Source organism: Collimonas sp. OK607 (assembly GCF_900111995.1).
Taxonomy (GTDB): domain Bacteria; phylum Pseudomonadota; class Gammaproteobacteria; order Burkholderiales; family Burkholderiaceae_D; genus Collimonas.
Genome location: NZ_FOKF01000017.1, coordinates 33628 through 53646, shown reverse-complemented (window position 1 = coordinate 53646; position 20019 = coordinate 33628). Strand labels below are relative to the sequence as shown.

Sequence of the window (20019 nt, the reverse complement as noted above, 5' to 3'; positions counted from 1 at the left end):
AGCATTTCTTAACTTCTTTGATTGTCTGCAAGGGCGTGTGCGCTAACATTTTTTTCGATAGCGATTGCACGTCCGCTTTTGGCCTGTGGCAGACATTCGCCACGCCAATTGTAGCGAGATCCCAGCTTTATCCTTGTTGTGCCGCGTCACGCTGGAGCATCTGGCCCATCAATTCGTGAATTTTGTTGAGAGCCTTTAGCGGGCGGAGCATCACCTTGAAGTGTGTAATCCGCCCCTCGTCGTTCCACGTGATCATGTCCACACCGTTGATCAGTATGCCGTCGCAAGTTGTTTGAAATTCCAACACTGCGGAATGAGGGCCGAGCCATTCATTCAAGTATTGGAACGTGCCGTTATTTAAGACATGCAAGGCGGCGGCAAGGTATTTGATCGTGATCGCGTTGCCACTTTGAGGCGTGTGAACAACCGGTGATTCGAAGATCACATCGTCGGCGAGCAATGCTTTCAAGGAAGCGATGTCGCGCGACTTGATAATCTCGTGCCAGCGTTCAATGGTGGAATATGCCATTACTACTTCTCCCGTATCTTGTGCAGCGATTTGTGGTTAAAGGTTGTGGGCGACACCAGTTGCCGCTCCACCGTCACTCCGCAATCTCATCATAACCGCGGTCGAGAAATTGAACGAAGCAAAAACCGTTGCCGAAGGGATCCGCCATGAGCGCGAGCCGCCCCCACTTGTGCGTGGCGACGGGTTCCTCAAGCCGCGCTCCGACTGAGACGGCCTTCTGAACTGCAGATTCGATGTCTTCAACGACAAAATCGAGATGGACTGGCGTCCAGTGGCGGTCGTAGGTACGGCGCTGAGCGGTGGCCCTCGATGCTTGCGTTCCTTCCGCTTTGACCAAGAGATAGATCGGTGCGGAGCTCCCCAACATTTCTACGCCGCTGACGCCGAAGCGTCGACCGACCGTTAATCCAAACGACGCGTCGTAGAAGCGAATTGCCTCCTCAAGGCTGTCAACATCAATGTTCACGAGAAGTTCCATTGCTGCTGCCCCTGTCAAGCGCTAAGAAGCCTGTCTGTTTCTTTCCGTTTTACTACTTTTGCTCCGTGGTCCACTAAGCGGGGTCAGAGTGAAGTTTCGCGATAAAGCCTGCGAAAGTTCACTCTGACCCCGGTTAGTTCGGGCTGTTCGTCGCAGATACCGTAAAAAAATCGAACTCAGGTTTTCTTTTGCCGCAACAACGCATGCAGGATAATCGCGCCAAAAGTCGCAGTGCCGATGCCGCCCAGGGAGAACTGGCCAAGCTTCAAGGTAAAGTCGCCGGCCCCCAGCACCAAGGTCACTGCGGCAACGATCAAATTACGGTTATTCGAAAAATCCACTTTGTTTTCGACCCAGATGCGCGCGCCGGAGACCGCGATCAGGCCGAACACCACAATCGAGACGCCGCCCAGCACCGCACCTGGAATGGTTTGAATCACGGCGCCGAATTTCGGTGAAAAACCCAAGATGATTGCCAGGCAAGCCGCTACCACGAATACCAGGGTGGAATAAATCTTGGTCACTGCCATCACGCCGATATTTTCAGCATAAGTGGTGACACCGGTGCCGCCGACACTGCCCGACACAATCGTCGCCAGGCCATCGCCGACGAAGGCGCGACCCATGTATTTATCCAGATTCTGTCCGGTCATGGCAGCCACCGCCTTGATATGGCCCAGGTTTTCCGCCACCAGGATAATCGCAATCGGCGCCAGCAAAGCCATCGCATCGGCCTTGAAGACCGGCGCGGAAAAATGCGGGATGCCGAACCAGGCGGCATTCGCAACGATGCCGAAATCAATCGGCTTACCTAGCCCGGCGCCATTTGTCAGCACCGCATAAATCACGTATGCCAGCATCAAGCCGACCAATATCAGCAGCCGTTGCAGCATGCCGCGCGCAAACACGGCAACGCCGCCGACGCACAAGACCGTCCCCAGCGCCATCCAGGCATCGAAATTATTGCCGCTGACGCCCTTCACAGCAATCGGCGCCAGATTGAGCCCGATCACTGCCACCACTGCACCGGTGACTACCGGCGGCATCAGCGTTTCGATCCAGCGCGTACCGATCGCCATTACCAGCAAGCCGATCAGCGCATACACCACGCCGCAGGCAATGATGCCGCCCAGCGCAACGCCAAGGTTGGGATTGAGCCCGTGGCCGCCGTAAGCGCTAACCGCGATCACAAGGCCGATGAAAGAAAAGCTGGATCCAAGGTAACTCGGCACCCGGCCACCCACCAGGACAAAGAACAGCAAAGTGCCGATGCCTGACATGAAAATCGCCAGGTTCGGATCGAAGCCCATCAGCAGCGGCGCCAGCACCGTCGAACCGAACATCGCTACAACGTGCTGCACTCCCATGGCGAATGTTTGCGGCCACGGCAAACGCTCGTCGGCAGCAATAACCTGTCCCTGCCCGTCCGCAGTGCTGGCGCGCAGACGCCATTTGGGAAAATAAGAAGCTGCCATGCATTTCCTCCCTGTATGTTTGATTTTGTTTTTAACCGGAAGCTAGTGTACGAACCTAACCACAAAATAACAATCGATCAGCAAAGAATCAGGAAAGAATTACCGCGCAACCGGCAAAAAAAAACACCGGCGGGATGGCCGGTGTTCGTTATCGCTAGTCCGATGAAATTATGGAAAGACCGGAAGATGTTTTTCCACGCCAGAGAAAGCGGCTTCCGGATGACGCTTCTCGATTAACTGCTCTATTTCCGGCACCCGTTTGAACGGGACGTCGACCAGGAGCAGGATCTTACCCTCTTCAATCCCCGCATGGAACGCTTTCAGACGAGAGTTGGGCAGCGCCGCCGCCGCCATTCCTGACATCCAGCTACCCAGCACCGCTCCGGCCAGCGTCAGACCCACCAACGCCAGCCAGTTCAGGTGCACCCACTCCGGAGGGAAATACACCAGCCACATGCCCAACAGCAGACCTAGCACACCGCCCGCCAGCAAACCTATTTCTGCTCCATTGGCAAGGTCGGTTTTGTGTAACACATTGGCTTCAGGCATATCTGCCGGCAATGTCCCGTCAGCGCCCCAGAAGTGAATGTGCCTAATCCCGACCCGGGCCAACAGCAATTCATCTAGTGTGCTGCGTGCACTGGAAACGTCCGGCAACATGAAATAAAGTCGTTGTCTGCCCAACATGATGGTCTCCTATGACTGGTTATGCTTTCAGCATAGTCAATCAGCAGGGAATCCACAAAGGTTGATTGCCGCTAAAAATGCGACAATCCAGATTCCGCCAACCAACAACGATGGAAACCCACATGATTCTCGAATTAGCCGATATCCGCATCCAACCCGGTAAACAACAGGAATTTGATGCCGCCATTCAACGCGGAGTTGAACAAATCATCAGCAAAGCCAAAGGTTTTGCCGGTTTCAAGGTACATAAGGGAATTGAATCGCCGGAACGTTATGTGCTGACGATTTCCTGGCAAACACTGGAAAACCATACAGTCGACTTTCGCGAATCGCCGGCATTTGCCGAATGGCGTGCGGTGGTCGGGCCATTTTTCGCAGTAGCGCCGGTGGTCGAGCATTTCACGCTAGTCGCGGAATCAAACTGAATTAATACCAGGAATTGTGTACAGAAATGCACTGTGTGAGCAGCAGGGCAACCCGATCTGACGGCCAATGCCGGTGGGATGCCCGACTGCTACGCAGTGATATAGATGAACTGCATGATACTGAACTACTATTTACAACTTACTGCCAGCAATTTGCTGCCGCAAAACCTGACGCTATGCCTAAAGCTATACCTCAAACTTAGAAACCCTTGATCCATGCTGCTGTCTGGGCGCTTTCACGGTCCAGGCGTTGCATACGATATTCCAGGTCATACAGGTCGACTGCTTCTGCCAGGTAAGCTTCTTTACGTGCTGCTTCCGAACGCTCATAAGCATTGCCGAGGCGCTTGAAGAAAGCGGCGACACTGCTGAAAACGCTGGCAGCTTGTACCGAAGTAGCTGGACGGGCAATGCTAGAACTGTTGCTGATTGTCATTGTAGACATGATGATTTCCTCTTTCGTTTTGCGTTCACCGCAAGCCAATTGTTGCGTCGCACAATCAGAATAGCGTTTTCCCATTAATTATCCAATTTCGATTGCCAATAGCAGTTATCATTTTGGTGAATTTAAGGGGCTAAAAGCCCATTTTTGGTGCGTCTTATGATTTGGCTTAACCGTTGCAAAACTGCTATACAGGCATGGAAAGATGCCTGTAAACTGCTGCACCTCCCTCAAGCACATTAGCCATCAATGTCCACGCATACCTTCCTCTGGCACGACTACGAAACTTTTGGCATCCAGCCGCGACGTGACCGTCCGGCCCAATTTGCGGCAATCCGCACGGATGCCGAATTGAATGAAATCGGCGAACCGATCATGCTGTATTGCCAACCAGCAAATGATTTCCTGCCGGATCCCCAGTCCTGCCTGATTACCGGCATCACGCCGCAGGTATGCCTGGAACGTGGCGTTCCCGAATACCAGTTCGCGGCACAGATTGAGAAGGCATTTTCTGAGCCGGGCACCATAGGCGTCGGCTACAACACGATCCGGTTTGACGACGAGGTCACGCGTTTCCTGTTCTGGCGCAACCTGATCGACCCTTATGCGCGCGAATGGCAAAACCAGTGCGGCCGCTGGGACATCCTGGATGTGGTGCGCACCGCTTACGCCCTGCGCCCCGACGGCATACAGTGGCCTGTCAACGATGAGGGACGGCCGAGTTTTCGCCTGGAGCACCTGACCGCCGCCAACGACCTCAGCCACGAAGCCGCGCACGATGCGCTGTCCGACGTGCGGGCGACGATAGCCCTGGCGCGCCTGATCCGCCAACATCAGCCGAAATTATTCGATTTCTGCCTCGCGCTACACAAGAAAGATCGCGTCGGCGCCGAAATCGGCTTGCCGACGCCACGCCCGTTCCTACATATTTCCGGCATGTTCCCGGCCGAACGCGGCTGCCTCGCGGTCATGTGGCCAATCGGCGTACACCCCACCAACAAGAATGAAATACTGGCCTGGGATCTGACGTTTGATCCCAGCGAACTATTTTCCATGGATGCGGATACCGTGCGTACCCGACTGTTCAGCAAAACCGATGCTTTACCTGAAGGCGTAACGCGTTTGCCGTTGAAATCGGTGCATCTGAATAAATCGCCGATGGTGATCAACAAACTGCAAACGCTGTCTGCAGACATGGCGACGCGCTGGGGCATAGATATTCCGCTGGCATTGCGCCATGCCGAAATTGCAGCCCGTGCGCCCGACCTCAGCGGCTTGTGGCGCCAGGTTTTCCAGCGTCCGGAAGAAGCGGCCAACGATGTCGACGAAGACTTGTATGGCGGTTTCATCGGCAATAACGATCGCCGCAAATTGAATGAACTGTGTGCGCTGCCGCCGCAAAAGCTGGCCGCTGCCCATGCTGCATCTATCAGCTTTGACGATCAGCGCCTCGAAGAACTGACATTCCGCTACCGCGCCCGCAACTTCCCTGAAACCCTGACGGCAGAAGACCAGCAGCGCTGGGAAGAGCACCGCGCCGCCCGCCTGTTCGATGGCGAAGGCAAGGCGCGCACGGTGGATATGCTGTTTGAGGAGATCGATAATTTATCGGAGTCCACAGACGAACGTGGCGAAGAAATTCTAGGCGCCTTGTATGACTATGCGGAAATGATCGCGCCGGCACGCGATTAACCTGCCTGCTCCGGGCCAGTCAGGTCCGTTCGATCTTCACCGCCGCCAGGTCGATAGCATCGACAATGGCGCGGATCTGTTCCTGGCTGAGTTCGCCTTTTTCCAGCCTTGTATGCAGCGCCATGCGGAAATTCTGGATCGCTCGCTTCAACTCCGGTGCGGAACTGCCGGATGCACGTTGTGCCGCTTCCAGCCGTTGCAGCGCCAAAGCCAGAGCTTCACCATTAGCGCTTAAAAACACAGCGCCCTCAGGTGTGAGGCGATACAACTTCTTGCCACCGGTTTCAGCCTCTATCGCGGCATAACCCAACTCTTCCAGCAACGTCAAAGTCGGATAGATTACGCCCGGACTCGGGCTGTAATCACCGCCTACCAGTTCCTCGATTGCCTTGATGACTTCGTAACCATGGCGTGGCTTTTCTTGCAGCAGGTTAAGAATTACCAACCGCAAACTGCCTTGCTCGAACATGCGCCCGCCACGGCCACCTTCACGGCGCCCGCCCCGCTCAAACAAACCGCCACCACGATGTTGCCTTTCATGACCTTGATGCATACGGCTGTGGTCGCAGCCTCTTCTATGACCAAACATAGCTCTTCCTTATCTCATTGAATGAGATGCTAAGATATATCTTAGAAACTACTAAGTCAAGGTTGATTTTCGATAATCTTTGGCCCGGATCCGCCAGAAAAGTATCTCAACGTTGTCGTTTAGACAGATATTCAGGCTGGAACATGCACATGCGAACCGCATCGCGATACACGCCATTGATGAAAAATTCGCTTTTCAGCTCGCTCTCCAGTTCAAATCCGCATTTTTGGTAAATATGGATCGCCTTTTGGTTTTCCTTATCAACGTACAGGTAGAGCTTGTATAAATTGAGCACGCAGAACGCGTATTCAATCGCCAACCGGGTTGCGCGCTCGGCATAACCCCTGCCTTGCGCACCCGGTGCGACGATAATCTGGAATTCCGCGCGTCGATGAATATGGGTGATCTCGACCAGTTCGACCAGCCCCACCATTTCACCGTTGTCGCTTTCCAGGATAAAACGCCGTTCGCTTTGATCATGTACGTGCTGGTCGTACAGCTGCACCAATTCGACGTATGCTTCATACGGCTCTTCGAACCAATAACGCATGATGTTGCTGTTGTTGTCGAGCTGATGCACAAAGTGCAAATCATTACGCTCCAGAGGCCGCAGTTTCAGACCCGGCTGCACTAGGGTGGTCATTTGATTTCTTTCTTACTTGTTGCAAATTCTATGTTTGTCGTGTTTAAGGCCCCGGATACCGCCCCGGCTACCGCTGCTGCAGCGCCTGCATGCGCTTCTGCACCGATTCCAGTTGATTGAAATCCTGCGGGAAATCATCTACCTGAACGCTGGCATCACCGTAACGCGCATAATCCCGCAAGACCTGCTGCTCTTGTTCGGTGATGTTGCCGCTGGCGGCCGCGGCGGTTATCCAGTGCTGCATTTCGATCAGGCTTTGCGGCATCGGCGCCAGCGTGCCAGCCTGGAACGCCGGTTTGAGCCGCGCTTCAATCGCATTCACCTGCGGGATCAATTGAAAAGCCAGCTCGCCAAAGGCATGCGGCGATTGCTCCGGGCGTGACATGTGCATGCCAGCAGTCAGGCGGTCACGGCTGTCGCCATTGATTTGCATGATCCGGGCCACCGTACTGTCCAGCGCGTCCGATGGCAACTGGTAAGGCCGGCCGAATGGAAAAGCGACGAAACGCAACAGCACCGCCAGTACGCGATTCGGGAAATTGTCCAACACGCCCAGATAGGCTTCCTGCGCCTGATGCAAGGCATCTTGTATTGCCCAGTGCACGTAAGGTAAATCTTCCTGCGGCCGGCCGTCATCCTCGTAACGCTTGAGCACACTGGATACCAGGTACAGCTGCGACAAGATGTCGCCCAGCCGTCCGGAAACGCGCTCGCGGAATTTCAGCGAGCCGCCGAATATGAACATCGACATATCGCTCAGCAAGGCGAACGCTGCCGACATGCGGTTAACCGCGCGGTAAAAATGCCGCAGCTCTTGCGGAGCTGCCCGCGGCGCAGCTGGCAAACTGCCGCTAGACAATCCGGCCAGCAACGTCCGTGAAAAATTGGCGAACACAAAACTGATGTGTCCGAAGAATGCCTGGTCGAATTCGGCCAGGGCCTTGCCTTGATCGATCTCACCGGCGGCGCTCATTTCTTTCAGCACATAAGGATGGCAACGAATCGCGCCCTGGCCGAAAATGATCAGGCAGCGTGTCAGGATATTCGCGCCTTCAACCGTAATCGCAATCGGCATCTGCTGATAACTGCGCGCCAGGAAATTATTCGGGCCCATGCATATGCCTTTGCCGCCCAACACATCCATGCCGGCATTGACCAGGACCCGGCCGCGCTCGGTCACGTGGTATTTCGAGATGGCCGAAATCACCGAAGGTTTTTCTCCTGCATCGACCGCCAGCGCCGACAACCTGCGCACCGCATCCATCAGATACAGGTTGCCACCCATGCGCGCCAGCATTTCATGGATTCCTTCGAATTTACCGATCGGAATCCGGAATTGATGACGCATAGCGACGTAGGCACTGGTACCGCGTACCGCCAGCTTGGAAAAACCGACGGTCGACGACGGCAACGAAATTGCGCGGCCGGCGGCCAGGCATTCCATCAACATGCGCCAGCCCTTGCCAATCTGCTCGCGGCCGCCAATCACCCAGTCGAGCGGAATAAAAACGTCTTTGCCGGAAGTCGGACCGTTCTGGAACACGGCATTCAAAGGCCAGTGACGGCGCCCGGTTACCACACCGGGATGATTGGTCGGGATCAACGCACAGGTGATACCCAGGTCGGTCGTGCCGTCGGTAGTCAGCAACTGATCCGGATCGTAGACCCGGAATGCCAACCCGAGCACCGTCGCCACCGGGCTCAATGTGATGTAGCGCTTATCCCAGGTGATCCTGAAACCTAGCATTTCCTGGCCATCGTAGCTGCCCATGCACACCACGCCAATGTCCGGGATCGCCGCCGCATCTGAACCGGCATAAGGGCTGGTCAAGGCAAAGCACGGGATTTCTTCGCCGGCAGCCAGCCGCGGCAGGAAATAATCCTTTTGTACTTCAGTGCCGTATTGCAGCAGCAATTCAGCCGGGCCCAGCGAGTTCGGCACCATCACCGAAATCGCGGCGGCTGAGCAATGCGACGACAACTTCATGATCACTTGCGAATGCATGTAGGCGGAAAATTCCTTGCCGCCATATTGCTTAGGAATGATCATGCCGAGGAAACCTTTCTCCTTGACGAACTGCCAGGCCTGCGGCGACAGATCCTGCCAGATCTCGGTACTGTCCCAGTCGCTGACCAGGCCGCACAACTGCTCGACTTCGTTATCGAAGAAAGCCTGCTCTTCCTCCGTCAGTTTCGGCGCTGGCAGCTGCAGCAACTTGTCCCAGGCCGGTTTGCCGGAAAACAGTTCGGCATCCCACCAGGTAGTGCCCGCCTCGATTGCATCGCGTTCGGTCTGCGACATGCGCGGCAAGATACGCTGGAACACTTTCAAGATGGGACGGCTCAGCACGCTATGTCGCAATGGTTTGATGGCCACGATCAGGGCTGGAATCACCAACAGCAGCAACAACAGTATCGCTGCCAGCAAACCTATCCCGGCCAGCCAGAAACCGCCGCCGATCCAGAGCAGTATGGCAAGCAGCCAAAACCAGGCGCTCACGCGCCACTGCATTAATGCCATAGCGCCGATAAGCAGCGCTGCGATCCAATAGAACATGTTGACTCCCAATTTGGCGGTTCATCGCGCGTCCATCCTGGTCATGGCCGCAATTACACTGAAGACTGAATCTGGGCGACGGTACAGAATAGGACAGGACTGAATGTGGAACGGTTTCCCCGAAGGGCTCTCCGAAGGGCTACCCCTGCGGGTACGTCAGGCGACAGCCTTGCCTGATGAAGTGGTCCGATAATTCTTTATTTACCTTTGGTCACTTTTTATCTGACGAAAGTTCACAGGAAGCAAATTTAAATGTTGTGCAACATTTACCAGATTTGTTAATTTAATAACCAATAAAGAAATATCGCATCGACAATTTGAAAATCTTTGTAAATCTTTGTATCGGTTTGTCAACCCTACTATAGAATCGCGCGTTACGATGACTGTAATCTCTTGCAATCTTGTGCGGCAAATGAAAATACATAACAAAAAAGCAAGTCGCCAAGCTCAGCAACCAACCTCATCGCCATAAACTACCCCGTAGCCAGCCCAAACAGCAGGCAACCATCAACTCACTTTAGATAAGTTACAAGAGCACACGCCTTTCATGAATAATTTAATTTTGATGACCGGTGCGACCGGCTTTCTAGGTGGCGCCAATGCAGTTGAAGCAATTCATCGCGGTCTAGGTAAAAATCTATTGCTGTTGGCGCGGGCGGAAACCCCTGCTGCTGCGCACGCCAGGGTTGTTGAAAATTTGAAGTTACTGGGCGCGAGCGAGGCTGACGTCGCCCAAATCGGCGTCGATCAAATCCTCTGCTCCGACCTGTCGGAACTTGATAGCGTTAGCAACGATCCGCGCCTGGATCGGGTATCGATAGTGATCCATTCGGCTGCGCTGGCGACTTTCTCGAATCATCCTTTGCTCGAAACAATCAATGTCGATGGCACCGTGGCGCTCGGCAAGCTGATGCATCAGCGGCCTGCCTTGAAGCGCTTCATGTACATCGGCACCGCCATGGCTTGCGGCGAAGGCGCCGGCATCAATGCCGTGGTAAAAGAACGGATCGACCTGCCGCTCGGCGATGAACATCTGGTGGCATATACCCGCTCCAAGGCGTTGGGCGAAAAGAAATTGCGCGACATGTATCCCGACTTGCCGGTGATATATGTCAGGCCGTCGATTATTGTCGGCCACACCAAGCTGGGTTGTGCGCCGTCGCAAAGTATTTTCTGGGTCTTCATGGTCTGGCAATTGCTGGGCGCGCTGACCACCTCTCTCGATGAAAAAGTCGATGTGGTGCCGGTTGACTGGTGTGCCCAGGCCATCATCGACCTGGCCCAGAAAGATACGCTGACACACAACGTATTCCATATCTCGGCCGGACTCGGCTCCAGCGTATCGTTCCGCGAAATCGACCTGGCGCTGGCTGCCGCTCGCGGCATCGAGCCGATCGGCCCTACTTACAAGCAAATCACGCCGGACGCTATCGCCACCCTGCTGCCGCGCATGCGTGAATGCGTACCTGAATGCAATGACCGCCTGCTGCTGCGCGCGCTTAAGCTGTACGGTGCGTTTGCCGGCCTGAATTATGTATTTGACAACAAAAACCTGCTGGCCGAAGGCATTAGTCCGGCACCGCGCTTTACCGACTACCTCCCACTCTGCGTCGAGTCGGCAAAACACATTCCGATTGCCGAACAGATGAAGTGGGATTTCAAATAAATTTTTTGCACTATCTCATAGCAGTTTTGCATCTATCTGTTGTCGGTTCATGGCCTATTAACCTGTGATTCCGTTAAAATTGCCTACTAACATCAACAGGGGAAGCAGCCATGAAATGGGAAGGCAATCGGGAAAGTGACAACGTCGAAGACGACCGCGGCGGCGGCGGTTTCGGTGGCGGCCGTTCCATCGGGCTTGGCACTATCGCCATTGCACTGGTGGCGTCGTATTTCTTCGGCATCAGCCCGACTACCGTACTTAGCCTGCTAAGCGGAGGCCCGGCCAGCCAGCCACAGTCGCAGCAAGCCCCCGGGCCCAACCGCGCCGTGCGGGCAGAAGACCGACAGACCAAATTCGTGCGCACCGTGCTGGCCGACACCGAAGACGTCTGGACCCAGATTTTCCGCGCCAATGGAAAGACTTATGCGGCGCCGACACTAAAACTGTTTTCCGGCACTACCCAAACTGCATGCGGTACCGGCCAAACCGCTTCCGGTCCCTTTTATTGCCCCGGCGATCGCAAGGTATACATTGATCTCAGCTTTTATCAATTGATGCAGCAGCGCTTTCATGTATCCGGCGAATTCGCGCAAGCTTATGTGATCGCCCATGAAGTCGGCCATCACGTGCAAAACATGATGGGCATCATGGACAAGGTCAACAGCGCCGAGCGCCAGATGTCGAAAGCACAGAAGAACGCCATGTCGGTGCGGCTCGAACTGCAGGCAGATTGCCTGGCCGGAGTCTGGGCCTTCCACGCCAACCAGGCGCGCAGCATCCTGGAGCAAGGCGACATCGAAGGCGCGCTGAACGCCGCTACGGCGATCGGTGACGACGCCTTGCAAAAACAGGCGCAAGGTTATGTCGTGCCGGACTCGTTCACCCATGGCACGTCGGCACAACGGGTACGCTGGTTCAAGCAAGGTATCAGCAGCGGCGAAGTCAAATCCTGCAATACATTTGAAGTAAAGACACTCTGATGGCATGTTTCGTTAACCGGGAAGACCTATGACAATTGCTTATTGGTGCGTACTGATAGCTGGATTGATGCCGTTATTTACAATCGTGATCGCCAAGCGTGGCCGTCCGGATTTTGACAACGCCGAACCGCGCGCCTGGCTAGAAAAGCAATCGGGCATACGGCGTCGTGCCGACTATGCGCACCGTAATCATTTCGAGGCGTTCCCGTTTTTTGCCGCCGGCGTAATCATTGCGCAGCAGGTGCATGCCGCACAAAACATATTGAATTTGCTGGCAGTGATCTTCATCGTCGCCCGCATCGTCTATACCGTCTTGTATCTGAAAGATCAGCCTAGCCTGCGTTCGGCCGTGTGGGGTGTTGCGTTTGCCGCTGCGATCGGCTTGTTTGTATTGGCGGGACTAACCCACTAAACTAGATAACCAGCATATAGATAATTGCAACATGCAGCACCAAGACACCATTCAACTACTGCGCGACGCCGTAAGCGCATTGCAGAATAACGGCAGCAGCGTAGCCTCCCTATGCCAAACCTGGCGTGCGCAGGCTGCGCTGCTCTCGTCTCTGCCGCCCCGCTTTGCGGAAGTGGCGGAAAATTTTCTCGAACGGCTGGAAACAGGCAGCCTGTTCACCGAAGAAAGCTGCTCGTTCAGCCAGCAGGATCTGCTGGACCATCTGCACGGCTGGCTGGACCAGGCACAACTGGCGCTGAACCGCACAGCCAACGCCTGAACACTTATTTATCTCATCGGAATACTATGCAACAACTGGAATTACGCCTCAACAGCGATTACGTCGAACTCAATCAACTGCTCAAGCTGACCGGCGTGTGCGACAGTGGCGGCGCCGGCAAAGCACTGGTTGCCAGCGGCGTGGTGGCGGTCGACGGAAAAATCGAACTGCGCAAGACTTGCAAGATTCAAGCCGGTCAAAAAGTGACCATCGGCGACCTTCTTATCTATGTGCTGCCGCGGCGCAGTGCCGGCTGATCGATAGCCTTCAAGAGACGGTAGTCACCGCTCTTTTAGCCGCATCATAAGACAATATTCAGCGGGATCTTCAAATAGCGCACGCCATTGTCTTCTGCTGCGGGCAACACCCCGGCACAGATATTGAGTTGAATCGAAGGTAGCATCAAAGTTGGCAAACCCAGCGTGGCATCGCGCCGGTTACGCATGGCGATGAACTCATCCTCGCTGATACCATCGCGCACATGGATGTTTTTTTCGCGTTGCTCGGCAACGGTCGCCTCGCAAGCCGGAGTCCGGCCATCGGGCGGATAATCGTGACACACGAACAGCCGGGTCGACAGCGGCAAACTCAACAACCTGCTCACCGACTTATAGAGGCTGCTGGCGCTGCCTCCGGGAAAGTCGCAGCGCGCTGAGCCAAGGTCCGGCATGAACAGCGTATCGCCGACAAACGCCACATCCTGCCCCACCAGATAAGCCATGTCAGCCGGCGTATGTCCCGGCACATGCAATGCTTGCGCTCGCAAGTTGCCGATGTGGAAAACTTCGTCGGGTGCGAACAAATAATCGAACTGGGTGCCGTCCAGCAAAAATTCCGATTGCAGGTTGAAGATTTTTTTGAACTCGCCCTGAACCACCTTGATCTGATTGCCAATGCCGATAGCGCCACCCAGATGTTGCCGCAGATACGGTGCGGCCGAAATGTGATCGGCATGGGCGTGGGTTTCCAACAGCCATTGCACCTTCAAGTCCTTGCTGCGCACGAACTCGATCACACGGTCAGCCAATGCGGTTGAAGTGTGGCCGGCAATCGGGTCGTAACCAAGCACCGAATCGATAATCGCGCACTCGCTACCCGCCGCAGCATAAACCACATAGGTAAACGTGGACGTATCTCGATCGAAAATGACTTCTATTTGTGGGCTTGCCATTTGACCGCATCCTTAACTTAACTAGAAATGACTATATATGAATAGGCATTAAGTACGCAATGCGCGCACCAGTCTTAATCCATTAAACACCACCAGCAAGCTCGCGCCCATGTCGGCGAACACCGCCATCCACAGCGTCGCTTCGCCAGTCAGGGCCAGCACCAGAAAGATTGCCTTGATGCCCAGCGCCAAGATGATATTTTGCATCAGCACCGTATGCGTCTTTTTACTCAAGCGAATGAAATCCGCGACCTTGCGCAGGTCGTCATCCATCAGCGCGACGTCGGCCGTTTCCAGCGCCGTATCGCTGCCCGCCGCCCCCATCGCAAATCCGATATTGGCCTGCGCCAGCGCAGGTGCGTCGTTGATGCCGTCCCCCACCATGCCGACGTAGCCATAGCGCTGACGCAGCTCATTGATGGCATCGCGCTTGCCTTGCGGCAACTGGTCGCCACGGGCGTCGCTGATGCCAACCTGTGCCGCGATGGCTTGCGCGGTATGCGCGTTGTCGCCGGTCAGCATGACTGCCTCGACCCCGATCGCATGCAATCTGGCCACCGCTTCCGCGGCAGTATCGCGCACCGTGTCGGCAACCGCCAGAATCAGCAAAGGCTGCGTGGCGGAGCACAGCACCACGGTGGTTTTTCCTTCGTTCTCCAGCGCCGACAAACGCGCCTCCAGGGCTGGATTGCAAATATTCATTTCATGCACCAGACGATGATTGCCCAGATAGAATTGCTGGCCGTCGATCTCGCCCTGCACACCGCGGCCGGTCAACGCTTCGAAAGCGCCGACTTCGAACAGATTCTCTGTATTGCCCGATGCTTGCCAATGCGCCGCGACTGCGCCCGATACCGGATGATCGGAACGGCTGGCCAGACTCGCCGCCCGACGCTGCAATTGCAATAACCCGGGGCCATCGGCATCAGCCAGCGGCTGCACCAGCTGGACATCGGTGACACGCGGCTTGCCCTGCGTCAGCGTGCCGGTTTTGTCCAATGCCAGGGCCTTGATCTTGCGCCCCATCTCCAGGTACACCCCGCCCTTGATCAACACCCCGTTCCTGGCCGCCGCAGCAAGCCCGCTGACCACTGTCACCGGCGTAGAAATCACCAGCGCACAAGGACAAGCGATCACCAGCAGCACCAGCGCCTTGTACAGCCATGGGTAAAACGCCAGGCCCATCAGCAATGCCGGCAAGGTGGCGACCAGTATCGCAGCCAACACCACCACCGGAATGTAATAGCGCGCAAACTGATCGACAAAACGCTGCGTCGGCGCCCGCTCGCCCTGCGCTTGCTGCACGCTCTTGATGATGCGCGCCAGAGTCGAGTTGCCTTGCAGCGCTGTCACTCGATAGATAAAGGAGCCGCGCTCGTTGATCGTGCCGGCAAACACTTGATCGCCTGCCTGCTTCTCCACAGGCATGCTCTCGCCGGTGATGGCAGCCTGGTTGATGGTGGTTTGGCCGTCCGTCACAAGTCCGTCCAACGGCACCCGCGCACCCGGCTTGACCCGGATCAACGCAGCTAACGCCACCTCGCCGGTAGCAATTTCTCGCCACTCGCCGTTGGCGTCTTGCACAGTCGCCAGATCGGGCGCCATCGCCATCAGCCCTTTGATTGCATTGCGCGCACGGTCGAGCGACAACGCCTCGATCATTTCCGCCAGCGAAAACAGGAAGATCACAACTGCTGCTTCCGGCCATTGGCCGATGACGGCAGCACCGATCACCGCCAGCGACATCAGGAAATTCATGTTGAGAGAGAAGTTCCGTAGCGCTATCCAACCCTTTTTCAAGGTATCCAGACCACCGCTGAGGATCGCAATCAGCGCCAGGCCGATCACCAGCCATGAATTGTCCTGGCCGCCGCTCCAGACCACGACCTCGGCGCCGACAGCGGTAATGCCGGAGATTGCCATCAGCAGCCACTTTTTCCGGGATATCTTGAACGCGCCATCGCCCATGCCTTCGGTCAGATCAACCGCGCCGGTCAGCGTGTCCGATTTGAGCGCCGGCTCCATGTCCAGCGCTTTCAGGGCGGCCACGATAGCATCCACCGACGGCAAACGATGCTGGACCGTCAGCTCGCGCTGGATCAGATTGAATTGCATGGTGTCGATACCGGCCATGCCTCTGAGCTTGTCCCTGATCAGTTTTTCTTCAGTCGGACAATCCATCTTCTGGATCAGGAACACGGCCTGCTCGGCGCCGGCAACCAATGGCGCACGGCTGACAGCCATGGCACCCGCATCCGCATGCGGGTGCTCATGATCGCGTTGATGATGATGCTTATGTTGATGATCGTGATGGTCGTGTTCACAACGGCCCATGGTGTAGTTCTCCTTGATCCGGGTCTTGTTCAATAACGCAATGAATCAATTAGTTACCAACAATTGATTACTTCTTGCATATTTAAAACCCTGTAGCTACTATAAGGTCAAGGATTTAGTTTGAAGTAACAGGAAAAAAACAATCATGAGCGCAACTTCACTCAAAATCGGCGAGCTGGCCAGTCACGCCGGCTGTCCGGTCGAAACCATCCGTTATTACGAGCGTGAAGGCTTGCTGCCGCTGGCGGCGCGCTCTCAAAGCAATTACCGGCTATACGGACAGGCGCATATCGAACGCCTGCAATTCATCCGCCATTGCCGCTCGCTGGACATGACCTTGGATGAAGTACGCAAACTGTTGCAGTTTCGCGATTTGCCGGAAGACAACTGCGCTGAAGTCAATACCTTGCTGGACCACCATATCGAGCATGTCGCCAACCGGATCAGCGAGTTGAAGGCGTTGCAAACGCAACTGAAGCAATTGCGCAAGCAATGCCAGAAAAGCCAGGCCGCCAAGGATTGCGGCATCCTGCAAGGACTGGCCAGCATGGAAGACGACACGCCGGCCAATCTTGGCAGCCATGGCGGTGGCGTCCACTAGCCCGCTCGATACTCGACGATGAATATTCACTCAGACGATCTCCGCATTTTTATCGCCGTGGTTGACAACGGTACACTCAGCGCCGCCGCCGAGCAACTGGGCCAAACCACATCCGGCTTGAGCCGCGCATTGTCGCGGCTGGAACAGAAGCTGGCCACCTCGCTCCTGACCCGCACCACGCGCCGTATGGAACTGACCGAAGAGGGCCATCTTTTCCTGGAAAAGGCGCGCACGATTATCGCGGCGATGGAGGAAGCGGAAGAAGCCATCCAGGTGCGCCATCAAAGGCCATCGGGAAGACTGCGGGTAGACGCCTCGCCGCCTTTCATGCTGCATTGCATAGTGCCGCACATAGCCGAATTTCGAAGCAACTATCCGAACATTACGCTTGAACTGACCAGCAACGACCAGAATATCGACTTGCTGCAACAACGCACCGACATCGCCATCCGCCACGGTGCGTTGCAAGATTCGATACTGCATGCGCGCCGGCTGGGAGCCAGCCTGCTGCATATCGTCGCCAGCCCCGATTACCTGCACGCGCATGGCACGCCAGCCAACGCGGAAGAATTGAAGCAACATCAGCTGATTGGCTTCACGCAGCCGGAATCGCTCAACAGCTGGCCGCTACGGCAGCAACAGGAAGAGCTGCTAACGATCAGTCCGACGCTATCGGCATCCGGTGGCGAAACCATACGGCAACTGGCGCTACATGGGCTTGGGATTGCTTGCCTGTCGGCTTTCATGGTGCGCGAGGATATCGCCCGAGGGACGCTGGTTGAAATCCTCGCAGACCACAACAACGGTTACCGGCAGCAAATCCATGCGGTGTACTACAGGAATACCCAGCTGGCGCGACGCATCACCTGCTTTCTGGATTTCCTGCAACTAAAGCTTTAGCACCCGGGTTTCATAAAAAAACACTCAACCAGAGTGGCGCTGTTCGCTATCGAGATGGGCCATCATGACTGGCGCATAACGCTCGCCGGCGATTGCACCGGCAGGCACTGCTACCTCGATCCGCGCCAGATCATCGGCGCTCAGCTGGATATTCAATGCCCCCAACGATTCCGCCAGGCGGTCACGGCGACGCGCGCCGACCAACGGCACGATATCCGCGCCGCGCGACATTACCCAAGCGATAGCAATCTGCGCCACAGTCGCCTGTTTGTCGGCAGCGATAACGTTCAAGGCATCCAGCAATGCCAGGTTGTGCGCCAGATTGCCGCCCGTGAAACGTGGATTGCGGCCACGAAAATCGCCAGGCGCCAACACCTTGTCCTTGCCCCAGTGTCCGCTGATCAAACCGCGCGACAACACGCCGTAGGCAGTAATGCCGATGCCGAGCTCACGGCAAACCGGCAGGATCTCGGCTTCGATACCGCGCGACACCAGCGAATATTCAATTTGCAGATCCGAAATCGGATGCACTGCCTGCGCCCGGCGCAGGGTTTGCGCGCCGACTTCCGACAAACCGATGTGACGCACGTACCCTGCTTTCACCATATCGGCGATGGCGCCCACCGTTTCTTCAATCGGCACTGCCGGATCAAGCCGCGCCGGGCGGTAAATATCGACATGGTCCGTACCCAGGCGACGCAAAGTGTAAGCCAGGAAATTCTTCACGGCTTCAGGCCGGCCATCGATGGCGCTCCAGTTACCGGCAGGATCGCGCATGCCGCCGAATTTAACGCTTAGCAGCACCTGATCACGATTGCGGGTACGCAGCGCTTCCCGGATCAGCATTTCGTTATGTCCCATGCCATAAAAATCGCCGGTATCCAGCAAATTGACGCCGGCATCGATTGCTGCGTGCAGCGTGGCGATGCTTTCGGTTTCATCGGCCGGGCCGTACAGGTCGGACATGCCCATGCAGCCGAGGCCGATGATGGAAGATTGCGGGCCGGTACTACCTAGTTTTTGCATTTTCATAATGACATCCTTCATGTATTCGATGGAAAAGGCGAAACCGGATCTGGCCGCCATGAACACATTATTGTCTGCGCCCAAGGATTAATAAATGCGCATAAAATGATTTCTTTATTCGAAAATTACTAATAGTCGGGAATAGGGGTGCCCATGGATCGGATTCAAGCAATGGAAGTCTTCTCACGCGTCGCCGAACTGGGCAGCTTCAGTCGCGCAGCCGAGCAGTTGAATTTGCCGCCGGCAACCGTCACCAATGCGGTTCAGGCACTCGAGAAACACATCGGCGTGCGCCTGCTGCAGCGAACCACGCGTAAGGTAACGCTGACCGATGAAGGCATCACCTACCTTGATCGATGCACCCGATTATTAGCCGAATTCGAAGATGTCGATACCCTGTTCCAGCATGACCAGTTACAGCCGCACGGCGTGATCCGGGTCGACCTGCCGGAACGTCTGGCGCATACGGTCGTGATTCCCGCGTTGCCGGATTTTTTTGCGCAGTATCCGAATCTGCAGATCAAGTTGAGTGTCACGGACCGCTTCGTCGACCTGATCGGCGAAGCGGTCGACTGTGTGGTGCGTGCCGGTCCGCTCAGCGATTCCAGCCTGATCGCGCGTCGCATCGGCAGCATGGAACAGATCAACTGTGCAGCCAGGTCATACCTGGATCGCCACGGCCGGCCGCAGACCTTGGGCGATTTGCAGCATCACACGGTGGTCAATTATTTTTCCAGCCGCACCGGGCGCGACCTTGGCTGGGAATATCTGGAGGATGGCGAACCGCGTTTTCTGAAGCTTTCCGGCCAGATCTCGGTGGCCAGCTCGGAGGCTTACCTGGCCGCCTGCATCGCCGGACTAGGATTGATACAAGCGCCGCGCTTCGGTCTGGAAGAGTTGCTGGAGAGCGGCGCCGTTGAAGAAGTGTTGCCGGATTTTAAACCGGTGCCCTTGCCGGTATCCGTGGTGTACGCCCACAATAAACACCTGTCGCCGCGCGTGCGGGTGTTTGTCGACTGGATCGCCAAATTGCTGGCGGCGCGCTACACCTGAGCCGGCCGGAACCATCGCAAGGCCAGCTCAGGCACCGATC

21 protein-coding genes are annotated in these 20019 nt (G+C 55.9%); 10 read left to right on the top strand and 11 right to left on the bottom strand.

Annotation, left to right across the window (positions count from 1 at the left end):
• Positions 1 to 127: 127 nt before the first annotated feature.
• The 4 genes from BM029_RS13260 to BM029_RS13245 form a co-directional block, all read right to left on the bottom strand.
• Entirely contained in the window at positions 128 to 529 is a 402-nt protein-coding gene (locus BM029_RS13260) for a nuclear transport factor 2 family protein (RefSeq protein ID WP_092436728.1), read from the bottom strand.
• Between the two features lie 73 nt (positions 530 to 602).
• Positions 603 to 1007, bottom strand: a complete 405-nt coding sequence (locus BM029_RS13255) for a VOC family protein (RefSeq protein ID WP_092436726.1) — start codon at positions 1005 to 1007, stop codon at positions 603 to 605.
• A gap of 176 nt (positions 1008 to 1183) precedes the next feature.
• Entirely contained in the window at positions 1184 to 2482 is a 1299-nt protein-coding gene (locus tag BM029_RS13250) for a solute carrier family 23 protein (RefSeq protein ID WP_092436724.1), read from the bottom strand.
• Positions 2483 to 2650: 168 nt separating this feature from the next.
• On the bottom strand, positions 2651 to 3169 hold the full coding sequence (locus tag BM029_RS13245; RefSeq protein ID WP_092436723.1) for a DUF1269 domain-containing protein: 519 nt from the start codon (positions 3167 to 3169) through the stop codon (positions 2651 to 2653).
• A 122-nt stretch (positions 3170 to 3291) separates the two neighbouring features.
• Between BM029_RS13245 and BM029_RS13240 the strand changes: the two genes are divergently transcribed.
• The gene (locus BM029_RS13240; protein ID WP_092413597.1) at positions 3292 to 3594 is read left to right on the top strand and encodes an antibiotic biosynthesis monooxygenase family protein; all 303 of its coding nucleotides are present in this window, start codon (positions 3292 to 3294) and stop codon (positions 3592 to 3594) included.
• Between the two features lie 199 nt (positions 3595 to 3793).
• On the opposite strand, the gene BM029_RS26460 is transcribed toward BM029_RS13240, so the two are convergent.
• Positions 3794 to 4030 (bottom strand): DUF3563 family protein, encoded by a 237-nt coding sequence (locus BM029_RS26460; protein WP_092413796.1) that lies wholly within the window; start codon positions 4028 to 4030, stop codon positions 3794 to 3796.
• 255 nt (positions 4031 to 4285) lie between these two features.
• On the opposite strand from BM029_RS26460, the gene sbcB reads away from it, so the two are divergent.
• Positions 4286 to 5728, top strand: a complete 1443-nt coding sequence (gene sbcB, locus BM029_RS13230; protein ID WP_092436721.1) for an exodeoxyribonuclease I — start codon at positions 4286 to 4288, stop codon at positions 5726 to 5728.
• Positions 5729 to 5747: 19 nt separating this feature from the next.
• On the opposite strand, the gene BM029_RS13225 is transcribed toward sbcB, so the two are convergent.
• The 3 genes from BM029_RS13225 to BM029_RS13215 all read right to left on the bottom strand — a co-directional run bounded on the left by BM029_RS13225 (position 5748) and on the right by BM029_RS13215 (position 9517).
• Entirely contained in the window at positions 5748 to 6281 is a 534-nt protein-coding gene (locus tag BM029_RS13225; RefSeq protein ID WP_244545037.1) for a PadR family transcriptional regulator, read from the bottom strand.
• A 142-nt stretch (positions 6282 to 6423) separates the two neighbouring features.
• Positions 6424 to 6960 (bottom strand): spermidine N1-acetyltransferase, encoded by a 537-nt coding sequence (gene speG / locus BM029_RS13220; protein WP_092436717.1) that lies wholly within the window; start codon positions 6958 to 6960, stop codon positions 6424 to 6426.
• Positions 6961 to 7027: 67 nt separating this feature from the next.
• Positions 7028 to 9517: an acyl-CoA dehydrogenase gene (locus BM029_RS13215; RefSeq protein WP_092436715.1), complete on the bottom strand. Its 2490-nt coding sequence runs from the start codon at positions 9515 to 9517 to the stop codon at positions 7028 to 7030.
• 547 nt (positions 9518 to 10064) lie between these two features.
• On the opposite strand from BM029_RS13215, the gene BM029_RS13210 reads away from it, so the two are divergent.
• From BM029_RS13210 to BM029_RS13190, 5 genes are all read left to right on the top strand, one after another.
• On the top strand, positions 10065 to 11183 hold the full coding sequence (locus BM029_RS13210) for an SDR family oxidoreductase (protein ID WP_092436713.1): 1119 nt from the start codon (positions 10065 to 10067) through the stop codon (positions 11181 to 11183).
• Positions 11184 to 11293: 110 nt separating this feature from the next.
• Complete coding sequence (locus BM029_RS13205) at positions 11294 to 12163, top strand: KPN_02809 family neutral zinc metallopeptidase (protein WP_092436711.1); 870 nt, start codon at positions 11294 to 11296, stop codon at positions 12161 to 12163.
• A gap of 28 nt (positions 12164 to 12191) precedes the next feature.
• Positions 12192 to 12575, top strand: a complete 384-nt coding sequence (locus tag BM029_RS13200; RefSeq protein ID WP_092436709.1) for an MAPEG family protein — start codon at positions 12192 to 12194, stop codon at positions 12573 to 12575.
• 31 nt (positions 12576 to 12606) lie between these two features.
• Complete coding sequence (locus BM029_RS13195) at positions 12607 to 12894, top strand: hypothetical protein (RefSeq protein WP_092436707.1); 288 nt, start codon at positions 12607 to 12609, stop codon at positions 12892 to 12894.
• Positions 12895 to 12920: 26 nt separating this feature from the next.
• Complete coding sequence (locus BM029_RS13190) at positions 12921 to 13151, top strand: RNA-binding S4 domain-containing protein (RefSeq protein ID WP_061539267.1); 231 nt, start codon at positions 12921 to 12923, stop codon at positions 13149 to 13151.
• 44 nt (positions 13152 to 13195) lie between these two features.
• Here the strand turns inward: BM029_RS13190 and BM029_RS13185 are convergent, their stop codons facing one another.
• Positions 13196 to 14065: an MBL fold metallo-hydrolase gene (locus BM029_RS13185; RefSeq protein WP_092436705.1), complete on the bottom strand. Its 870-nt coding sequence runs from the start codon at positions 14063 to 14065 to the stop codon at positions 13196 to 13198.
• 48 nt (positions 14066 to 14113) lie between these two features.
• The gene (locus BM029_RS13180; protein WP_092436704.1) at positions 14114 to 16399 is read right to left on the bottom strand and encodes a heavy metal translocating P-type ATPase; all 2286 of its coding nucleotides are present in this window, start codon (positions 16397 to 16399) and stop codon (positions 14114 to 14116) included.
• Positions 16400 to 16544: 145 nt separating this feature from the next.
• Here BM029_RS13180 and cadR point away from each other — a divergent pair, with 145 nt between their 5' ends.
• Both cadR and BM029_RS13170 read left to right on the top strand, forming a co-directional pair.
• The gene (gene cadR, locus BM029_RS13175; RefSeq protein ID WP_092436702.1) at positions 16545 to 17000 is read left to right on the top strand and encodes a Cd(II)/Pb(II)-responsive transcriptional regulator; all 456 of its coding nucleotides are present in this window, start codon (positions 16545 to 16547) and stop codon (positions 16998 to 17000) included.
• An 18-nt stretch (positions 17001 to 17018) separates the two neighbouring features.
• Positions 17019 to 17900 (top strand): LysR family transcriptional regulator, encoded by an 882-nt coding sequence (locus tag BM029_RS13170; RefSeq protein ID WP_092436700.1) that lies wholly within the window; start codon positions 17019 to 17021, stop codon positions 17898 to 17900.
• Positions 17901 to 17924: 24 nt separating this feature from the next.
• Here BM029_RS13170 and BM029_RS13165 read toward each other — a convergent pair whose 3' ends face one another.
• Positions 17925 to 18932, bottom strand: a complete 1008-nt coding sequence (locus BM029_RS13165) for an aldo/keto reductase (RefSeq protein ID WP_092436806.1) — start codon at positions 18930 to 18932, stop codon at positions 17925 to 17927.
• Positions 18933 to 19079: 147 nt separating this feature from the next.
• On the opposite strand from BM029_RS13165, the gene BM029_RS13160 reads away from it, so the two are divergent.
• Entirely contained in the window at positions 19080 to 19979 is a 900-nt protein-coding gene (locus BM029_RS13160; protein WP_092436698.1) for a LysR family transcriptional regulator, read from the top strand.
• Positions 19980 to 20019: the final 40 nt, after the last annotated feature.